Annotated in this window: 12 protein-coding genes; all 12 read right to left on the minus strand. The window is 74.8% G+C overall.

What is annotated here, in order from left to right; translation table 11 throughout:
- Window positions 1-3 precede the first annotated feature (3 nt).
- Genes IH26_RS0103760 through IH26_RS0103815 form a run of 12 tightly spaced genes read right to left on the minus strand, consistent with a single transcriptional unit; the run spans window position 4 to window position 16,662 of the window.
- The gene (locus tag IH26_RS0103760; RefSeq protein WP_030434677.1) at window positions 4-2,058 is read right to left on the minus strand and encodes an ATP-binding protein; all 2,055 of its coding nucleotides are present in this window, start codon (window positions 2,056-2,058) and stop codon (window positions 4-6) included.
- Window positions 2,059-2,061: 3 nt separating this feature from the next.
- The gene (locus IH26_RS0103765; RefSeq protein ID WP_051807427.1) at window positions 2,062-3,963 is read right to left on the minus strand and encodes a hypothetical protein; all 1,902 of its coding nucleotides are present in this window, start codon (window positions 3,961-3,963) and stop codon (window positions 2,062-2,064) included.
- Complete coding sequence (locus tag IH26_RS0103770; protein ID WP_030434679.1) at window positions 3,960-4,502, minus strand: hypothetical protein; 543 nt, start codon at window positions 4,500-4,502, stop codon at window positions 3,960-3,962. The genes IH26_RS0103765 and IH26_RS0103770 overlap by 4 nt, the downstream gene beginning before the upstream one ends.
- On the minus strand, window positions 4,499-5,647 hold the full coding sequence (locus tag IH26_RS0103775) for a hypothetical protein (protein WP_030434680.1): 1,149 nt from the start codon (window positions 5,645-5,647) through the stop codon (window positions 4,499-4,501). The genes IH26_RS0103770 and IH26_RS0103775 overlap by 4 nt, the downstream gene beginning before the upstream one ends.
- Window positions 5,644-7,236, minus strand: a complete 1,593-nt coding sequence (locus tag IH26_RS55440) for a hypothetical protein (RefSeq protein WP_051807428.1) — start codon at window positions 7,234-7,236, stop codon at window positions 5,644-5,646. Before IH26_RS55440 ends, IH26_RS0103775 begins: the two co-directional genes overlap by 4 nt.
- Window positions 7,233-8,468: a hypothetical protein gene (locus IH26_RS0103785; RefSeq protein ID WP_034213440.1), complete on the minus strand. Its 1,236-nt coding sequence runs from the start codon at window positions 8,466-8,468 to the stop codon at window positions 7,233-7,235. The genes IH26_RS55440 and IH26_RS0103785 overlap by 4 nt, the downstream gene beginning before the upstream one ends.
- 16 nt (window positions 8,469-8,484) lie before the next feature.
- The gene (locus IH26_RS0103790; protein WP_030434683.1) at window positions 8,485-10,374 is read right to left on the minus strand and encodes a phage tail protein; all 1,890 of its coding nucleotides are present in this window, start codon (window positions 10,372-10,374) and stop codon (window positions 8,485-8,487) included.
- The gene (locus IH26_RS0103795) at window positions 10,371-12,362 is read right to left on the minus strand and encodes a putative baseplate assembly protein (RefSeq protein WP_030434684.1); all 1,992 of its coding nucleotides are present in this window, start codon (window positions 12,360-12,362) and stop codon (window positions 10,371-10,373) included. Before IH26_RS0103795 ends, IH26_RS0103790 begins: the two co-directional genes overlap by 4 nt.
- A 13-nt stretch (window positions 12,363-12,375) precedes the next feature.
- The gene (locus IH26_RS0103800; RefSeq protein WP_030434685.1) at window positions 12,376-14,307 is read right to left on the minus strand and encodes a baseplate J/gp47 family protein; all 1,932 of its coding nucleotides are present in this window, start codon (window positions 14,305-14,307) and stop codon (window positions 12,376-12,378) included.
- Window positions 14,304-14,717 carry a GPW/gp25 family protein gene (locus IH26_RS0103805; protein WP_030434686.1) on the minus strand — a complete coding sequence of 138 codons (414 nt, stop codon included), beginning with the start codon at window positions 14,715-14,717 and terminating at the stop codon, window positions 14,304-14,306. The genes IH26_RS0103800 and IH26_RS0103805 overlap by 4 nt, the downstream gene beginning before the upstream one ends.
- Window positions 14,714-15,436: a phage baseplate assembly protein V gene (locus tag IH26_RS0103810; protein ID WP_030434687.1), complete on the minus strand. Its 723-nt coding sequence runs from the start codon at window positions 15,434-15,436 to the stop codon at window positions 14,714-14,716. Before IH26_RS0103810 ends, IH26_RS0103805 begins: the two co-directional genes overlap by 4 nt.
- Window positions 15,433-16,662 (minus strand): phage late control D family protein, encoded by a 1,230-nt coding sequence (locus IH26_RS0103815; RefSeq protein ID WP_030434688.1) that lies wholly within the window; start codon window positions 16,660-16,662, stop codon window positions 15,433-15,435. The genes IH26_RS0103810 and IH26_RS0103815 overlap by 4 nt, the downstream gene beginning before the upstream one ends.
- Window positions 16,663-16,667 lie beyond the last annotated feature (5 nt).

Here is a 16,667-nt window from a genome sequence, read left to right on the forward strand (position 1 = left end):
CGGTCAGGCCTCCCGCCGGGCGTGGTTGTCCAGCAGGGATGCGTAGGCGCCCAGGTCGCCCGGGCGCAACAGCCGGGCCTCGCGCTGGAACTGCCGCGCCACACCGCCCACCACGTCCCGCATCGTGATGTCGCGGCCGGGACCGTCGGCCGCGGCCAGCGCGGCGCTGCGGGCGGCCGAGACGATCGCGGCGCCCGTCATGTCCAGGCGGGCAAGCGCCTCGACGTCGACATCCGCCGCGAGCGGGGCCTCGGGCGGGAACGCGCGCCGCCACAGGCGCCGGCGTTCGGCGCGGCCGGGGCGGGCGAAGTTGACCACGAAATGGAAGCGGCGGGTGAAGGCGACGTCGATGTTCTCCTGGAGGTTGCTGGCCAGGATCACCAGCGCGTCGCTGGCCTCGAGACGCTGCAGCAGATAGCCGACCTCCAGGTTGGCGTACCGGTCGGTGCCGTGCCGGACGTCCCCGCGCTTGCCGAACAGCGCGTCCGCCTCGTCGAAGAACATCACCGCCTGGCTCTCCTCGGCCAGCCGGAACACGGACTCCAGGTTCTTCTCGGTCTCGCCGATCCACTTGGAGACGATCTGCGACAGGTCGATCTTCAGGAGGTCGAGCCCGAGCATCCCGGCCAGCACCTCGGCACTCAGCGTCTTGCCGGTGCCGGGCTCGCCGGTGAACAGCGCCTTCACGCCGGCGTCCGAGCTGCGCCGCCCGAAGCCCCACGTCTCGGCGACGCGCGGCCACGCCTGGAAGGCCGACCCGATCTCGAGCACCCGGCGCAGCTGCTCGGGCGGCAGGATCAGGTCGTCGGGGGTCCGCCGGGGCGTCGTCGCGCGCGCATAGCCGCTGGTGCGCCCGCGGGTGACGGTGGCCAGGGCGGACGGCAGATGGCGGTCGATCCGGTCGGGGCGGCCGTTCCCGGCGAAGCGCGCCCCGGTCTCGGCCACCGCGGCCACCGCGCGCAGCTCGTCGCCACTCATCCGGAACCGCACGGCCAGCTCGGTCACCGCGTCGTCGCCGAGCTGGGGCAGCGCGGCCGACCAGGCGGCGCGACGCTGCCGGTGGTCGGGTGCGGGGACGACGACCTCGGCGTAGGAGCGGTTCATCAGCAGGCGCACGGGCCGCCACGGCATGGTGCCGCTCACGATGGCCGGCACCCGGGTGCGGCTCAGGGCCTCGACCACGGCCGGACCTGGCACGTCGTCGTCGGTCGGCACCCAGACGATCGCGTTGAGGGCGGCCGCCGTGCGCAGGCCCGGCAGGGGATCGGTGATCGTCCGCAGCGGACGGCCGGTCGCGACGGCCAGGGCCAGGGCGGCGTCCCGCTGCGTGCTCGCGGCTCCCCACATGCCGACCAGATCGAGGCGGCCCGACACGATTCCCGCGGCCAGCCGGGCGGTCTCGGAGGCCGGGCAGTTGGGCGGTGGGACGAAGCCGGCCGGCACGGCGATCTCGTCGGGGTCGTGAGCGATCAGGCCCACCTCGGCCGTCCAGCCGAGCAGCAGGTCGAGCACGCCCGGGCCGAGCCGGAAATCGGTCGCCGGCAATGTTCCCTCGCCCGGGACGGCCTCGACGATCCCGAAGCGGCGCAGGGTGGAGGCCTCGTGGCACAGCCGGACGGACGGCCGTCCGAGCACCGTGCCGATCAGCTCGCCGCTGGGGCGTCGACGGTTCAGGTCGTCGACCACGTACGCGAAGATCCGCTCGTAGGCCGCGTCGATCTCGGGTGCGGCCACGAGCGTCAGCAGGTCCTGCTCGTCCCGGCTGAGCCGCAGCCGGGCCGCGAGCGCGTCCAGCGGCAGCGTGCTCCCGGCCGCGGCGGCGGTGCGGCGTAACGCCTGCTCCTCGGCGTCCACGACCGGCGGAAGCGAGGCCGGGCCGACCGGGGTGTCCACCACATCGAGCAGCAGCCGGACTTGCTCCTCGGTCACGCAGTAGGCGGTCAGGTCGGGCCGGTCCAGTCGCGCGGCCAGGGCGGAGCGGCGCTCGGCGGCGGCCCGCAGCGCGCGGTGCAACGGCCGCAGCCGGAGCCGCAGGTGGGCGAGGGCGAGATCGGACATGGCTTACCCTCCACTGAAGCTGACCACGCGCCCGCCCAGCCAGAACGCCTCCGGCAGGTCGGCGAGCAGCCCGTGGTGGTCGAGGTCGGCGTGCCGCCGGCCGAGCGGGAGCCGGACGTGCACGGTGTCCCGGGTGAAGGCGATCATGGCGCTGAGGTCGCCGAACCGCTCGACGGCCAGCGGCGCGTCGGTGGGTTCGCGGTCGCGCCACAGCAGCCACGAGATCGAGGCGAGCCCGATCCCGGCCGCGAGCGTCACCGTGCGTTCGAGCGCCGGGCCTCCGTCGTGCGGCACGGCGGTGCGGGCCTCGGCGTCCGCGATCTGGTTGTCCAGCGCCGCACCGAGACGTGTCGGGTCGAGGTCGGATGGCGGCGCGGCCGACCGGTCGGTCGCCCAGAGGCGTCCCGGTCCGGGAAGACGCACCCATCGCTCACCGCGGGTGGGTGGTTGCGCTTGACACAGAGGTACGCCGGAAGCCGCGAGCTCCCGGGTTCTCCGCGGATCGAGGCCGTCGGTGAGCACGAGCGGGCATCCGGCCGAGCGCCAGTGCGGGAGCAGCGCGGCCACGTCCGGCACCTGGGCGAGGGGGAAGAGCCCGTCCGCCTCGACGAGGAGAAGGCCGTCGGTGACCGCCCGGAGAAGCAGCGGGCGCCCCGGCTCATGTCCGGCGGCGACCGTCGCCGAGAGCAGCGCGTCGACCATCGGTAGCGCCGAAGCGGCGCGTCGAGCGAGTCCGGCCAGATCCGGCTCGGGTTCTTCCGCGTCGCACCCGGCAAAGGCGGCGGCGTCATGCCGGTCGGTGGGCGGCCGTCGCCAGCCCCTTTCGACCGGCCCCAGAGTCTTGTAGGCGAGCGCCGTAGCGAAGGCGGCGGTCTCCCTCGCGTCCAGCCCGGCAGCATCCAGCGCGATCCCGATTCGGTCGAGCGCCCCGATGCGCGACAGCGCGGCCGCGACCAGGAAGGGAAGAGCCGACCGCACCTCGACCACCCCCCTGGACCGGACGGTGGCAACGCCGCCGCCCGCCTCGGTCTCCCGCGCCGGGGCCGCCGAAGGCGGGATCGCGGCGAGCGCCCGCTCGTCTTCGCCGACCGCCGCGGCGGCGACCTCGTCGCGAAGTCGCGCGGCTTCCGACTCACCGGACAATCCCGGACTCAGGGGAGCGTCGTTGCCGGGAACCGTCGCTGGGTGCGTGACGGATCCGGCGACGGCCGGCTCGGCATCCTCGTCGGTTGTGGTGGAGGCCGCGCGGCGCTCGCCGGCGGGCGGCCCCTCTTCGGTACGGCGTCGTTCCGGCGGCCGGGCGGTCCGGTTCGGCGCCGCCGTCGCCCCCTTCGGACCGCGGAGCTCGGGTGTGACTGTCACCTGGCGGAGGAGGTCATCGGCGCCGATCAGGGCCGTCGAATACATACGCAACGTCTCGACGGGGAGGGTCGCGAGCAGATCGGCAAGCCGTCCTTCCCGCTGCATGGCCGCGAGCAGCCGAGCCAGCCGAACCGCCGCCGAGACGGTAAGCCCGGCCGGCGTGGCGATGGGGGTCGCCTCGCCGAACGGGACCGGCCCTCCGTCTCCGCCGGAGATCTCGGTCATCAGCCGTGGGCCGGCGCCCGGGTCGTGCGGACCGGGCGCGTCGAGACCGGACCGGAACTCGGCCGTCGCCACCTCGTCCAGGTCGAGTCTCCCGCGGACGAACGCTCCGGCCGGGACCGGGACGACCACGCGGACCGGCTCGGTGATGTCGACGTCCTCGGCGCCTGCCAGCTCGGCCGCGAACCGGCCGGCCAGCAGCCCGGGCAGTGCCTCGGCCAGCCGGGCCGGCAGGGCGCGGGGATCGGGACCCCAGCTCCACCCGCCCCGGCGGACGATGCGCATCACGCACCGCTCCACGACGATTTCGGTCTCGGTCACGCCGGCGCCCTCACCGGCAGCACGTCGGCCCGCGCCTGCCAGCCGGCGGCCAGGGTGAGCACCGCGTGCGACTGCCCCAGCCGCAACCCCACCCCGATCGTGACCGCCTTCCGGCCCGAGAAGACCTGGCCGTTGAGCGTGACAACTCCGTCCGGACCGGCCAGCACGACCACGACCGGGGTCGCCGCGCCCCGGGATGTGCGCTCCAGAGTGACCGTCACCGAGGTCGTCGTCAGCACCGTCGGCGAGGCATCGGTGCCCCACGGGCTGAGCGTCGTGGGCGTGCGACCACTGCCGACCGCGTACTGGAAGGGGTTTGTCAATAAATTCGGGACGCTGTCGACGGCCGCCGTGCCGAGTTGATCGACCGGCACCGCCACCTCGATCGGGCCGGTGTCGCCGCTCTCGGTGCGCCGCCGGACGGGCAGGGCCGGGCCGACGAGCCGGTCGACCGGGACCGGTCCGGCCTGCTTCCCGGCGCGGTCGATGGCAGCCAGGATGTGCCCGGTGAGGGTGCAGTAGACGGCCGTGGCGCTCACGACGACTCCCCTCCGGCGACGACCGGCCCGGTCGGTTCCGCGGTCACCGCGAGCAGCAGATAGTCGGCCGGCACCGAGCCGTCCCGGTGCTCGACCGGGTCGACGTCGAGCCGGATCGCGCGGACCCGGGAGTGCACGCGCCGGTCGGCGTCGACGAAGCATTCGATCGTCGAGTCGACCCAGATGCCCTCGCCCGAACCGGCCTCGGCCGACGGTTGCGGCCGCAGCTGGACGTGCAGCACCACGCCCGCGTCGGCCACCCGCTCGGGGTCGACGCCGGCGGGCAGCGGAAGGATGACACCGTCGCTGACCACGCCCGAGTCGACCACCACGTCACCGCGGCGCGGGGCCTCGTTCAGCGTGCCGCGTACCGACACGTTGCCGTCCGGGGAGACCGAGAACAGGCTGGTCACGTTGCCCGCGGCGCCGGCCGTGCCGAAGACCAGGCCGTCCTTGTCATCGATCCGCACCACGGCGGAGGCCTCGGCGAGCGGATGGGAGCGCAGGTCGAGCCGGCCCTTCGGCGCGGCCACGGTGGCGGCCCGGACGCCGGTGCGCGGCGGGGTGCGGCCCTGAGCGTCGTGGTCGGTCGTCCGGGTGAAGTGCCGGCCGTCCCAGATCACGTAACCCAGCAGGATCGGCCACGGCTCGGTGCCGTCGGCCGGGCCGTCGCCGGCCGCCGGGGGTTCGGGCGTCTGCTGCTGCTCGCCGAGCTTGCCGAAGATGATCTGGTAGGTCTCGTTCACCCGGTTGGCGCCCGAGGCCGGACCGCAGACGTCGGCCACCGACCCGGCCGCCTTCTCCTCGTCGAAACCGGCGAGGAAGACCGGGTACGGGTCGGTGGTCGCCGGGTCGGCGCCGTTCACCTCGTCGAAGAGCGACTCCTGCAGCACCACCGCCGCCGGCACGATCACCTCGCGGCCGGTCCCGTCGTACGCCACCCCGGGCTTCAGGGTCACCTCGACGTACGTGTCGCCGGTGTCCGGGTCGGTCTTGCCGGCGGTCGTGAGGTCGAGGCCCTCGGCGATGCCCCACTCGTGGGCGTACCGCGCGTGCCGGGCCAGCTGGGCGCGCGCGTGGTCGACGGCCGCGGTGAGGTCGGCCGCCGCGAGGATCTGCCCCTCGGCGAAGAGCGGGCGGGTCACGACCGCCCCCCGCTGACCTCTTCGTACATCTCCATCAGGAGACCGAGCAGCTGTTGGAGGTCGTCCCACGGGCCCGGGTCGAGCAGGTCCTGCACGTACGCGGGCGGGCCGGGCTCCTCGGGCGGCGCCGTGCAGACCGCGACCGCGAGTCGCCGCGCCACGCGGAGCCGCGGGTCACCGGCCGGGTCCGGGACCGGCCGGACCGCGGTGCAGATCCGCACCACCGCGCAGCCGCGCAGGGTAAGCCGGGCAAGCAACACGGCCGATTCGGTGCCGGACGGGCACGGCGGGATCAGGCTGCGGCTCGTGCAGTCGGCCAGCAGCCGGCGGACGGCCGCGGTCAGGCGGCGGGCCGCCGAGGCGAGCGCGCGTAGCCCGGCCTGGTCGGCCGGGGTGTCGTTGCCGGTGCCGGCCGGCAGGGTGACCGCCGCTACGTCGGCGGGCAGGCCGCAGTCGCCGCGGTCGGGGATGGTCTCCAGCCGTACGGTCAGCCACTCCCGGATGCGGCGCAGGTCGGCCAGCAACTCGGCCCGGAGCACCGGGCGCAACGGCGTGCCCCACACCAGCATCCGGCGTTCGAGGTCCCAGCCCTCGGGGGCCTCCGGGCCGCACCGGCTCACCGCCTCGGTCAGCAGCGCGGCCACGGTCGAGCGGTCCACCGGGTCGGCCCAGACGTTCTCGTCCTCGCTCGACTGCTGGAGGGCCGCCGCTGCCGTGACGATGGCCTGCCGGGCCTCGCCGAGCCGGTCTTCGACATTCTTGTCGGGCGTGCCGGCCAGGTCGTACCGGGCCACCGAGGCGGCCAGCGCGCGCAGTCGCTCGGTCATCAGGTGGGCGGTGTCGGCGTCGGGCACGTCGTCGCCCATCCCGGCCAGGTCGTCGAGGTTGCCGGCGAATCGGGCGGCGTCGTCCTCGCCGAACGAGGGCCGATCGGCGTTGGTGGCCGCGTCCCACAGTGGTGTCGCGTAGAGGCCGAGCCGGCGTGAGCGGGTCCGGATCTCGTGGAACCTGACCGGGTCACCCAGGCACTTCACCAGCCGCGTGCCCGGGTTGGCCGCGGGCGCGTCCCACTCGAACGGGGCGAGGAGGAAGCGGTGCGACTCGACGGTCCGCGACGGCGTGCACTCGCCGCCGCAGGAGTCGCCGGTGGGGTAGGCCGCGATGGGTTCGGCCGGCTTCTCGGCGTAGCGGACGCAGAGGCCGTAGTCGCGGAGGTCGTCGTCGCTGTCGCACGGGTCGCCGCAGTCGGTACCGAGCAGGCCGCGACGCATGTCGCGCACCAGACCGGCGACGCCGAGGCGCTCGGCCCGGTCCACCACGATGTCGTTGCCGCACGTGTCCAGGGCGTAGCCGGGCTTGACGGTGACGGTGTCCGAACCGCACGGGTCGCACACCACGTCGAGCCCGCAGACCGCACCCGACCCGTGCAGCATCCGGTTGTGCAGGCGGCTTTTCGCGGTCACGTACGTGGTGAGCGCGGTCAGGTCGTCCTCGGTCAGCAACTGCCCGGCGAAGAAGCGGGGGAGCGTCAGCCCGCCGGCCGCCTCCGTCGCCGGGGAGCAGCCGCAATCCGTGGTGGTGCTGCTCATGACTCACTTCCCGCGACGAAGAACCAGCTCTCGAAGACGTCCCCGCCCGCGCCGCTGCCCGAGGTCCACGGCCCGATCCCGGACGGCGGCACCCGGCAGTCGCCCTGCCCGTGTCCGTGCTGGTGGTGGTGATGCTCGCCGATCAGCGGGACCTTGCCGCCCACGTGGGTGCCGTCGACGGGCCGGCAGCAGCGGTCGAGCACGAAGGCAGTGCGGATCGTGATGAGCACCCGGTCGTACTCCTGCAGGGTCTCCCGCGTCCGCTGCCGGTAGCGGATCTCGCGGGTGAACTCGATGTCCTCGCAGTCCTCGAACCTGCCGCCCATCCACCACGAGGTCGCGTTGCGGCCGCTGCCACCCTCGATCACCTGGATGTCGATGACGCCGTCGCGCAGGCTCGACGTACGGATCTCGTCGGAGAACCGCACCCGCAGCCCGCCGTCGTGATCGAACGTGCCGAGGATCTCCTGGGCCTCGGTCACGGAGTAGGTGTGCCCGTGCCGCCAGCTGATTCCGGTGATCACGGTGGGTACGCGCCGGCCGAACAGTCGCCGGATACACATGTGGATCTCCTCCGGTCCGATGCCTCCGCGCCAGTCCAGGTCGTCGATGCGGGCCAGCCACAGCACGGGGTTGGCGCCGCCCGCGGCCGAGTGGTCGTCCGGCTCGCCGCACGAGTCGCAGCGGCGGTCCGGCTCGGGGCGAAGTCCGGTGACCCGCACCCGGTAGGTCTCCCGGGTCCAGCCGTACTCGCAGTCCGACGAGTCGCCGCAGGCCGAGGTGAAGACCGTTCGGGTCGGCTCGACGGCCTCCTCGGCGTATTCGACGCCGATCCAGATCGTGCGGGGCGGGTGCTCGGCGTGCCGCTCCTCGGGCGGGAGCTCCCGCCAGAGGTCGATCTCCCGGTCGGCCGGCACGACGATCTCGTTGCCGTGCGCGTCGACGCCGAGCCCCGCGGTGAGCCGCATCCGCGCTCGCGGATTCCCGTGAGGTGTGGTCTCCGGCTGGGGTTGTCCGGGTGCGGCCTGCTCCTCGGTCGCCTGGGGGTGCGGCGGCTCGTCCCCCAGGATCAACAATCCGTGCGCCACGCCGTACCCGGCGAGGCACCGCATCCGCAGCTTCAGCTTCTCCCGGAAGTAGTCCTGCTCCCGCCGCAGGTCGCGCGCTCCCAGCAACTGGCCGTGGAAGTACCGCAGCCTGCGCAGATCCGGCGCCGTGAAATTCTCGGTCATCTCTGTCATCCCTCACTCACCAGGCCACGGACGTCACGCCCACCACGGCGCGCTCGCCCACCGTCATCGCTCGGCAGGGTCCCCGCCGGCTGCCCGCCAGCACGCTCTGCCGGTTGAGCCGCAGCGGCTCGGCCCCCGCCACCGGTCCCAGCACCGCCGCCGGCAGCGGCTCGAAGGCCGTGTCCACCCCCACCACCGACCGCACCCCGACCACCCAGCCCGAGCCGCCGTCGCGGACCTCGGCCACGGTGTGCGCCGGCGTCTGCGACCGCACCAGCCGTTCCAGCGCCGCCTTGCCGGCCCGCGCGGGCAACGAGACCCGCAGCCGGTAGGCGTGCTCCCGCAGCGGATCCCCGTAGGGATCGCCCAGGCTGTTCAGCGGCGACCCGGCCAGCGGGGACCCGAGCCGGACCCGGGCCCGGGACCGCCCGAACAGCCGCCCGGCGCCGAGCGCCCCGTCCGTGCCGACGCGCAGCCAGCTCCGTTCCGCAGCCAGCTCGTCGATCACCGGCTCGGCGCCGAACACGATCCGCACCGCCTCGCGCACCGCGGCCGGCGTTCCGCGCCCTCGGAACAGCGCCGGCGCCGCCGCGATCAGCGCCCGCCGGGTGTCCGCGTCCCATCCGGCCTCGAACCCGATCCCCAGCAGCCCGCCCAGCCAGGGCAGCAACTCGCCGGGGACGTTCGTCCCGTCGAGCAGCGCCGGGTAGCGCTCGACCACCCGGTCGATCTCGGCCAGGGTCGAGTCGAACAGCGACAGGAACCGTTCGGCGAAGTCGTCGGCCAGCGGGTCGTCCCGGAACGCCGCCGGCAGCAGATCGGCGCTTGTCCGACGGGGGAAGTCGAGCCGGATCCGCCGCACGACCGGCGTCTCGGCGCCGTCCGAGGCCAGGGCCAGCCGTAGCTGGAGATAGCGCCCCGGCGGCTGGTCGATCAGCACGTCGGTGGCCCCGGCGGGCGCCTGCTGCCAGTCGGACTCGGCCGGTGGGTCGTCCTCGGTGACCGCCACGGACGCCTGCACCGTGGTGCCCGCCGGCAGATCGGCGTCGATCCGTATCCGGTGCCACCGGCACCGTGACACTCCGCTGTCGAGCGCCGTCGTCGCCAGCCGTCCCGTCCTCGCATAGGCGCCGCTCGACGACGTGGGTGGTTCGTCGAGCGGCCGTCCCAGCCAGTCGAAGCAATCGGTCCCCGCGTCCGCGTTGAGCGTCTCGGGCCGTCCGAGACAGAACCCATCGGTCCCGGCCGAGACGAGATCGCTGGGTGGAAGCGCCGCGGCCAGTTCGGCCGTCGTCGCCCGCACCGGCCGGGCTCCGATCCGCTCGGCGACCCAGATCCGCAGCTGCCCGTCATCCTCGCCGAGCAGCCAGACCGTCCGGTCCGGGCCGAGCCGCAGGCCGGCCAGGCGTCCCTCGATCTCCGTGCGCCACGCACGCTGGGCGTCGCCGACCGGGGTGTACGCGCGCAGCACGGTTCCCTGTTCCCCGGCCACCAGGATGACTCCGCCCGGGGCCACCGCGAGCAGGGCGGCACCGGCCCGCTCGACCACCCCGGTGAGCATCTCCCCCTCCCGCCACCAGACGTGCACCCGCCCGTCGGACCGGATCGCGGCGACCCAGTGCCCCGAGGCTGCTACCGCCTCCACGGGGTCCGAGCGGACCGGTGCGAAGCCGGCGCCGCATCCGTCGCGGCGCAGCAGTCCCGAGGCGGTGGCCAGATACCAGCCACCCGAGCACGCGGGCGCCAGCCGCCGGTCGGGGAACCACGGCAGCAGGCTCGCCCGGTCGGGCCCGTCGGGGTCCGCACCCGCTCGTGGCAGCCGCACCCCGGCCGGGTCGTCGAGCCCGGCCAGCGTGCTCTCGGCCGCGTCCCAGCCGACATGGGCGTCCAGGAGCCGGAACGTCACGACGCACCTCCGTCCGGGTCGCTCACCGGGATCAGGACCGGCCGCTCGGCCCAGGGCAACGCGTGCGGGCGCAGCGCCGCGTCCGTGCACGGCGGCACGCGGCGGCCGTCCAGCAGCACCCGGAGGCCGGGCACCGCGCGTACGCCGGGAACGTCGAGCAAGCGGCGGACCAGAGTGACGTAGGGCAGCGGCGCACCCAGCGGCCAGCCGTTGCCGTCGCCGCCACCGGTGATCGGATGGAGGTAGGCCAGCACGGCGTCGCCGGCGGCCTGGAAGATCCCGGCCCGGTCGAGCCGCGGATCCACGGCCAGGCGCGCCTCGATGCGGACCCGCTGATAGACCGGGGCCGCCGCCGCCACCCGGACCCCGGCCGGGGCCGAGGCGCCGGTGAGGTGGTTCTCCACCGCGGTCAGGTCGGCGTTCGTGGGCACCGGCGGACCGTCCACGCCGGTCGGCTCCGGCACCACGAGGACCGCCACCACGCCGGGGGAGGAGACGGCCGGCCGGCCCGGGTCGAGCCCGGCCACGCCGTGCGCCCGGGCCACCAGCGTGCCCGGCGCGCCCAGGGCCAGCTGGGCGTAGTCGGCCGCGGTGACCGCCCGGCCGCCGGCCCGCAGCTCGGCCGGCCCGCGGCCCAGCACGTCGGCCACCGGCTCGGGGTCGGAGCCGCCGGTCGCCGGGTCGGCGTTGGCGACGCCGGTGACGTCGGGCAGCGAGGTGACGGTCGCGTTGATCGCCCCGGCCGCGACCCGGCCCGCGGAGCCGCCACCGACGCGGTACGCGGTCGCGCGCACGTTGCGGAAGCCGGGCGGCACCTTGGCTCCCCGCACGCCGTCGCCGAACGTCACCTCGCCGGTCGCGTGGTCGACCGTGAAGACGCGGGCGTCGCCGGTCTGGCCGGCGAGGCTCCGGACCTCACGCCAGCGCGCCGCGACCGGCGGGTCGCCGGCCAGGTCGTCGTCCACTTCGATGACCGCGCTGCCGGGCACGATCGGCGTGCCGGACAGGCGCATCCGGGTGCGGCCGTCGGCTGGGCCGCCCGGGATCGGCAGCAGCGCCTCGTCCCGGATCGTGCGGACCGCGACGGCCGGCACGGCGTTCAGCCGCACGGCCGTGAGCGCGGGCGGGGTGGCGTACGCCCCGTGGTTGAGCGAGACCCGCAGCCAGCGCAGCAGCGGAAGCGGCCGGGTGCCGGGCGGCCGTCCGGGCCGCCAGGTGCCGGGCAGCCGCAGCTCGACCGTGCCCGAGGTGCGCAGACCGGCGGTGTCGTCCCGGATCACCTCCAGGGCAAGAGAGCGGCCGCCGTCCAGAACCGACCACGCGAGCAGGGGGGCGAGCCCGGTCGGGGCCGGGCCGCCGGGCTGGGCCACGATCTCGACGGTGAGCCGGGGGTACGGTGCGACCGGGCCGGAGAGCCCGAGCCAGAGCGCGTCGCCGGGCTGGGGATGGTCGCCGAACGGCCGGAACGTGCCCCCGCCGACCGGATCCAGCCGTCCCGCGGTGCCGGTGAGCGTGGCCGCCAAGGTGGCCGGGGTGGCCCACAGGTCGCGCTGCGTCTCGAAGACGATCTGCCCGCCCGCGCCCGGCGCCGGCGACGCCGCCCCGGCCTGGAAACCGGCCGGCACGAGCACCGACGCGCCGTCGGCGGGAGTGACCGTGAACTGCAGCACGGCCTCGGCCGGCGCGGCGGCCAGGGGCGTCAGGCCGGCGATCCGCAACTGTTCGGTGAGCAGCTTTTCGGGCAGCCGGTTGAGCCGTTGCCGCACCGGCTCGGCCTGGGCGGCGAAGACCTCGACCAGCGCGCTGCCCGCATCGGCCGGCCCGGGGTCGCTCCACTCGGGCGTGTACGCCGGAATCCGCGCCCGGATGGCGTCGCGGATCGCCGCGCGCCGGTCGTCGACCAGCGCGGGTTGCCGCCCGCTCGGCCCGGGCCGCAGCGGAGGCACCTCGCCCCCGGCCTCGCGGCCCCACCAGATCTCGCCGGTCATGGCGTCCCTCCCCTCAGGACAGTCCGGGCCCGGCCGGCGCGGCGACCAGGCGCAGCGTCGTCGTGGTCAGGGCGGGCAGTTCGCCGGGGCGCAGCCCGGTGTCGGTGCAGTCCTCGGCCGGTGCGGCGCCGTCGAGCCCGACCGCGACCGCGGCCACCTCGGCGTCGTCGCCGAGGGCGGCCTGCGCGACGCGGACCAGCGCGGTCGGCCGCAGGGGCGAGCCGAACGGCCAGCCGGCGCCGTCGTCGCCACCGGTCAGCGGGTCGAGGTAGCGGCGCAGCGCCAGGCGCAGCGTCGCGCGGACCGCGGCCGGGTCGGCCGGCCGCCCGCGCACGTCGGCGCGCAACGCCACATCCCGGTATGTCGGCGCCGAGACGAACAGCTCGGTGCCCAGCAGGCGCGCCTTGCCGAGCCAGGCGCGGACCGCGGCGAGCGTGCCGGGGTCGGGCACCACGGCCGGGGAGACGGCCGGGTCGGCGATCAGGGTGTCGGGCACGGCCGGGACGATCCGCACGGTCACCGCGCCCGGCACGGTCGTGCCCGGGTACGCCGGATGCGCGCCCACCGCCACGTCGCACCGGGCCACCGCCACGCCCGGGGTGCGCCGGGCCAGCTCGTCGAAATCGGCCGCCGTCACCGCCCGGCGCACCTCGGCCAGATCGCCGGCCGCCCGGGCCCGAGCCTGCTCGACGGTCTCCGCCTCCCGGCCGCCCTCGGCCGCGACGACGTTGCGGGCCGATACCAGCGAGCCCGGCACCGGGTCCCCGACGGGCACCCAGGTCGTGGTGCGGCCGCCGTTCCCCACCGTGCCACCACCTCGCGTCCAGGCCACGGTCACCGCGTCGTCGCCGGCGTCCGGCACGGGGATGCCGCCGGTGAGCCCGTCGCCGAACACGATCGCGCCCGCCGCCCGGTCGATCCTGAAGACCCGTTCGCCCGGCCCGGTGAACGCCCACCCGGGCACCGCCCGCCACGGCTCGGCCTCGCCCCGGCGGCGGATCGTCACCTCGGCGTCGAGCAGCGTGCCCGCCGCCTCCGGCAGCACCAGGCGCTCGCCGGGGAGCCGCAGCCAGGCGCCGACCTGCGCGGCCAGCTCCGGTCCGGCAGCCACGCGCGACTCGACCTGCCGGGCCGTGCCGGCGTTGGGCACCGCCTGGACGAGCATGGGCGGCGAGGCGAACGTGCCGGCCGCGGTGCTGACCCGCAGCCCGGCGGCACCCGGTCCGGACAGCCGGACGATCCCCGAGCGGCGCAGGCCGGCCGTCCCGTCGTCGACCTCCGGAACCGGCCGCGTCCAGGACGACTCGGGGTCGAACCAGGCCCACTCCAGCACGGCCGGGGGCGGCACGTCGGCGACGGCGTCCGGGTGCCACGAGGGCGGCGCCGGGGAGTCGAGCTCGATCAGCAGCGTCAGGCCGGCCTCGGCCGGGCCGGAAGCCAGCGGCAGGATCAGGCGGAACTCGGCCGCCGAGCCGTCGGCCGGCAGCAGCGGGACACCCCGGCCGGCGAGCAGATCGGCCGTCCGGTCCCGCCCGCCGGCCACCACCCGCACCGGTGCGTCGGTGAGCGGTAGCACGGCCAGGGCGTCGTCCAGGGTGAACCGCACCTGCTGAGCCGCGTCGCGGGCCAGCACGGTGCCGGCCGGGAGCAGGCCGCCGTCCGGTTCGATCGACGGCTGGAGCACCGTCGCGGCCGGGCGGGCCGGTCGCGGCAGGTCGACGCCGAGCAGCCGCAGGATCGCCAGCACCAGCTCGTCCGGCACCTGGTCGAGGAAGTAGAGGCGTTGCTCGAGCAGGTAGGCCAGCAACTCCAGAACGGTGACGCCGGGATCGACCGGAGCGTGCAGCGTCCATCGCCCACCCGACGCGGCCGGGATGCGGCGCCGGGCCGCCTCGGTCAGCGTCTCCCAGGTGAGGTCGTCCAGGACGAGCGGCGGCAGCGTCATGAGCCGGCCCCCGTAACGCCCAGATAGAAGGGGAAGACCAGGTTGGCCTTCGTATTGCTGTGCCGGATGTGGTACGCGATCCGCACGTCCACCCGTCCGGTTCCGACCTGCTCGGCGTGCACCTCGTCGAGCTCGATCCGGGGCTCGAAGGCCAGCACCGCCTCCCGCACCGAGTCCTCCAGGTCGCGCAGGTTCTGCGCGCTGCCCGGCGCGAACAACAGCTCGGGGGCGCGCGTGCCCAGATCCGGCCGCATCACCCGTTCGCCGCGCGCGGTCAGCAGCAACGCCAGCAGGCAGTCGTGGATGCTGTCGGCGCCGGAGACGTACGGCAGGCGCCCGGTCTCGTCGGGCAGGATCGGGAAGCGCCAGCCGGTGCCGGTGAAGTCGGTGCCGCTGAGGTCGTCGCTCACGCCGTCCTCACCTTCTTCGAGGTCAGCGCGGGCGGCTGCACCGGCGGCACCGGCGTCGTCGTGGGTCCGGCGCCCGACCCGTGGGTGTGCGTGGCGAAGGCGACCGCGAGCGTGTCGCCGAGGTTCACCGACTGCGCGGCACCCTTGCCGAGCGTGACGCTGTCCGCGTCCAGCGCGACCTGCGGCGCCGAGAGCGTCACCTCGGCCTTGGACGACAGCGTGATCCCCCCGTCGGCGCTGATCGAGACGCTGGCCCCGGCCGCGGCCTGGATGCGAATGGCGTTGCCCTGGTCGTCGAGCTCGACCACGTGGCCGGCGGCCGAGGTGACCCGGACCGCGGCCTGCGAGTCCTGGTCGTCGAAGAGCAACTGGTGGCCGTGCTTGGTGCGGATCAGCTTCTGGTCGCGGCCCTGGGTGCGGGCGGTGGGTGGCTTGTCGACGCCGTTGTAGAGCCCGCCCAGCACGATCGGGAAGCGCATGTCGCCGTGCACGAACGCGACCAGGACCTCGTCGCCCTTCTCGGGCACGAAGCAGGAGCCGTAGCCGTTGCCCGCGTAGAGCTGGGCCACCCGGCACCAGTCGGAGACCGTGCCGCTGTCGAACCAGGGGTAGCGCAGCTTCACGCGGCACTCGTCGTCGTTCTCGACCTCCTCGACGATGGCCTCGGCCACGCCGAAGTAGCGCTTGTCGGCGCTGCGTGAGCGCGGGGCCGCGGTCACGAGTCGGCCCCCGCGAACACGCGCCGCACGGCGAACTCGGTGAAGAAGCCGCTGCTGCTCAGCGAATGCTCGACCCGGCGGACGAAGTAGGCCCCGGAGAAACGGTCGCCGACCCCGAAGATCTCCACGTTGTCGCCGGGCCGCAGCTCGGGCAGGCCGGCCACTCGGCCGGTGGCCGTCACGAACTCGTACGCCCGCTCGCGCAGCAGGCTGATCGCCAGCTCCCTGGCCTCCTGATCGGATGCGATCGGCGCGTCGATGACCACGTCCTGCCGGTTGTCCATGCTCTGCCGGGCGGTGTCGGCGCCGTTCGCCCCGCCCTTGCCGTCGAGGCCGCCCGGCAGGTCCTGGCTGTCGGCGGTGAAGACGATCGGCTGCTTGGTCCGCGGATCCCAGCCCCGCACGGTGAGCTTGCCGACCTGCCGGGAGAGCGTGATGGTGGGCGCGAAGCTGATCAGGTTGGGCATCATTCCGGCCGGCTGCACGGCCGTGCCCGGTGGCGGCGGCCCGGTGCGGCCGGCCTCGCGCAGCGCTCCGGCGCCCAGTCCCGGGCCGTAGCCGAACTGGTAGACCCGTACCGTCCCGGCGCCGCGGCCGTCCGAGGGGCGCTCGAAGTGCAGCTCGTCGGGCTCGCCGGTGGCGCCCCCGGGCAGCACGAAGCAGTTGAAGTCGATCCGCTTGGCCCGCTCGACCAGGAAGGCGGCGTCGTCCTGGTTCTTCTGCACGACCAGCTCGTGCACCGGGCCCGTGCGGTCGGGGTCGCAGGTCATGCCGTGCCGTTGGGCGATCTGCTGGGCGATCTCCCAGTCGGCCTTGTGGTGCCAGGTCTTGGTGGCGGTCGCGGCGGGCTTGTTGTCCTTGAGCCGGACCAGGCCGTCGACGCCGCTGATGGCGACCGTGGGCGAGGCCGAGTCGGGGAACTGGGGGCTGAGCGTGTTGATCGTTCCCGCGAAGACGAGGAGCTCGCTGTCCGCGTACCCTAATTGGATCTTGACTTGGTTGCCGACCTGGAACTGCTTGTTGTCGCTGTGCTTGAAGACGAGCTTGACGTCGTCCCAGTTGTTCAGCGTGATGTCGAAGCCGGACATCTCCTCCAGGTCGCGGGTGACCTTGAGGTCGATGACGTCGTTCTTGGTGGTCTTGTCGGCCTCGAGTCCGTTGATCACCACGGTGAAGGCGGGTGCGTAACGGTCGGCCGGCGCGATCTCGCGGGTGCTGCTGGTCATCGGCG

Source organism: Actinoplanes subtropicus, assembly GCF_000721705.1.
GTDB lineage: Bacteria > Actinomycetota > Actinomycetes > Mycobacteriales > Micromonosporaceae > Actinoplanes > Actinoplanes subtropicus.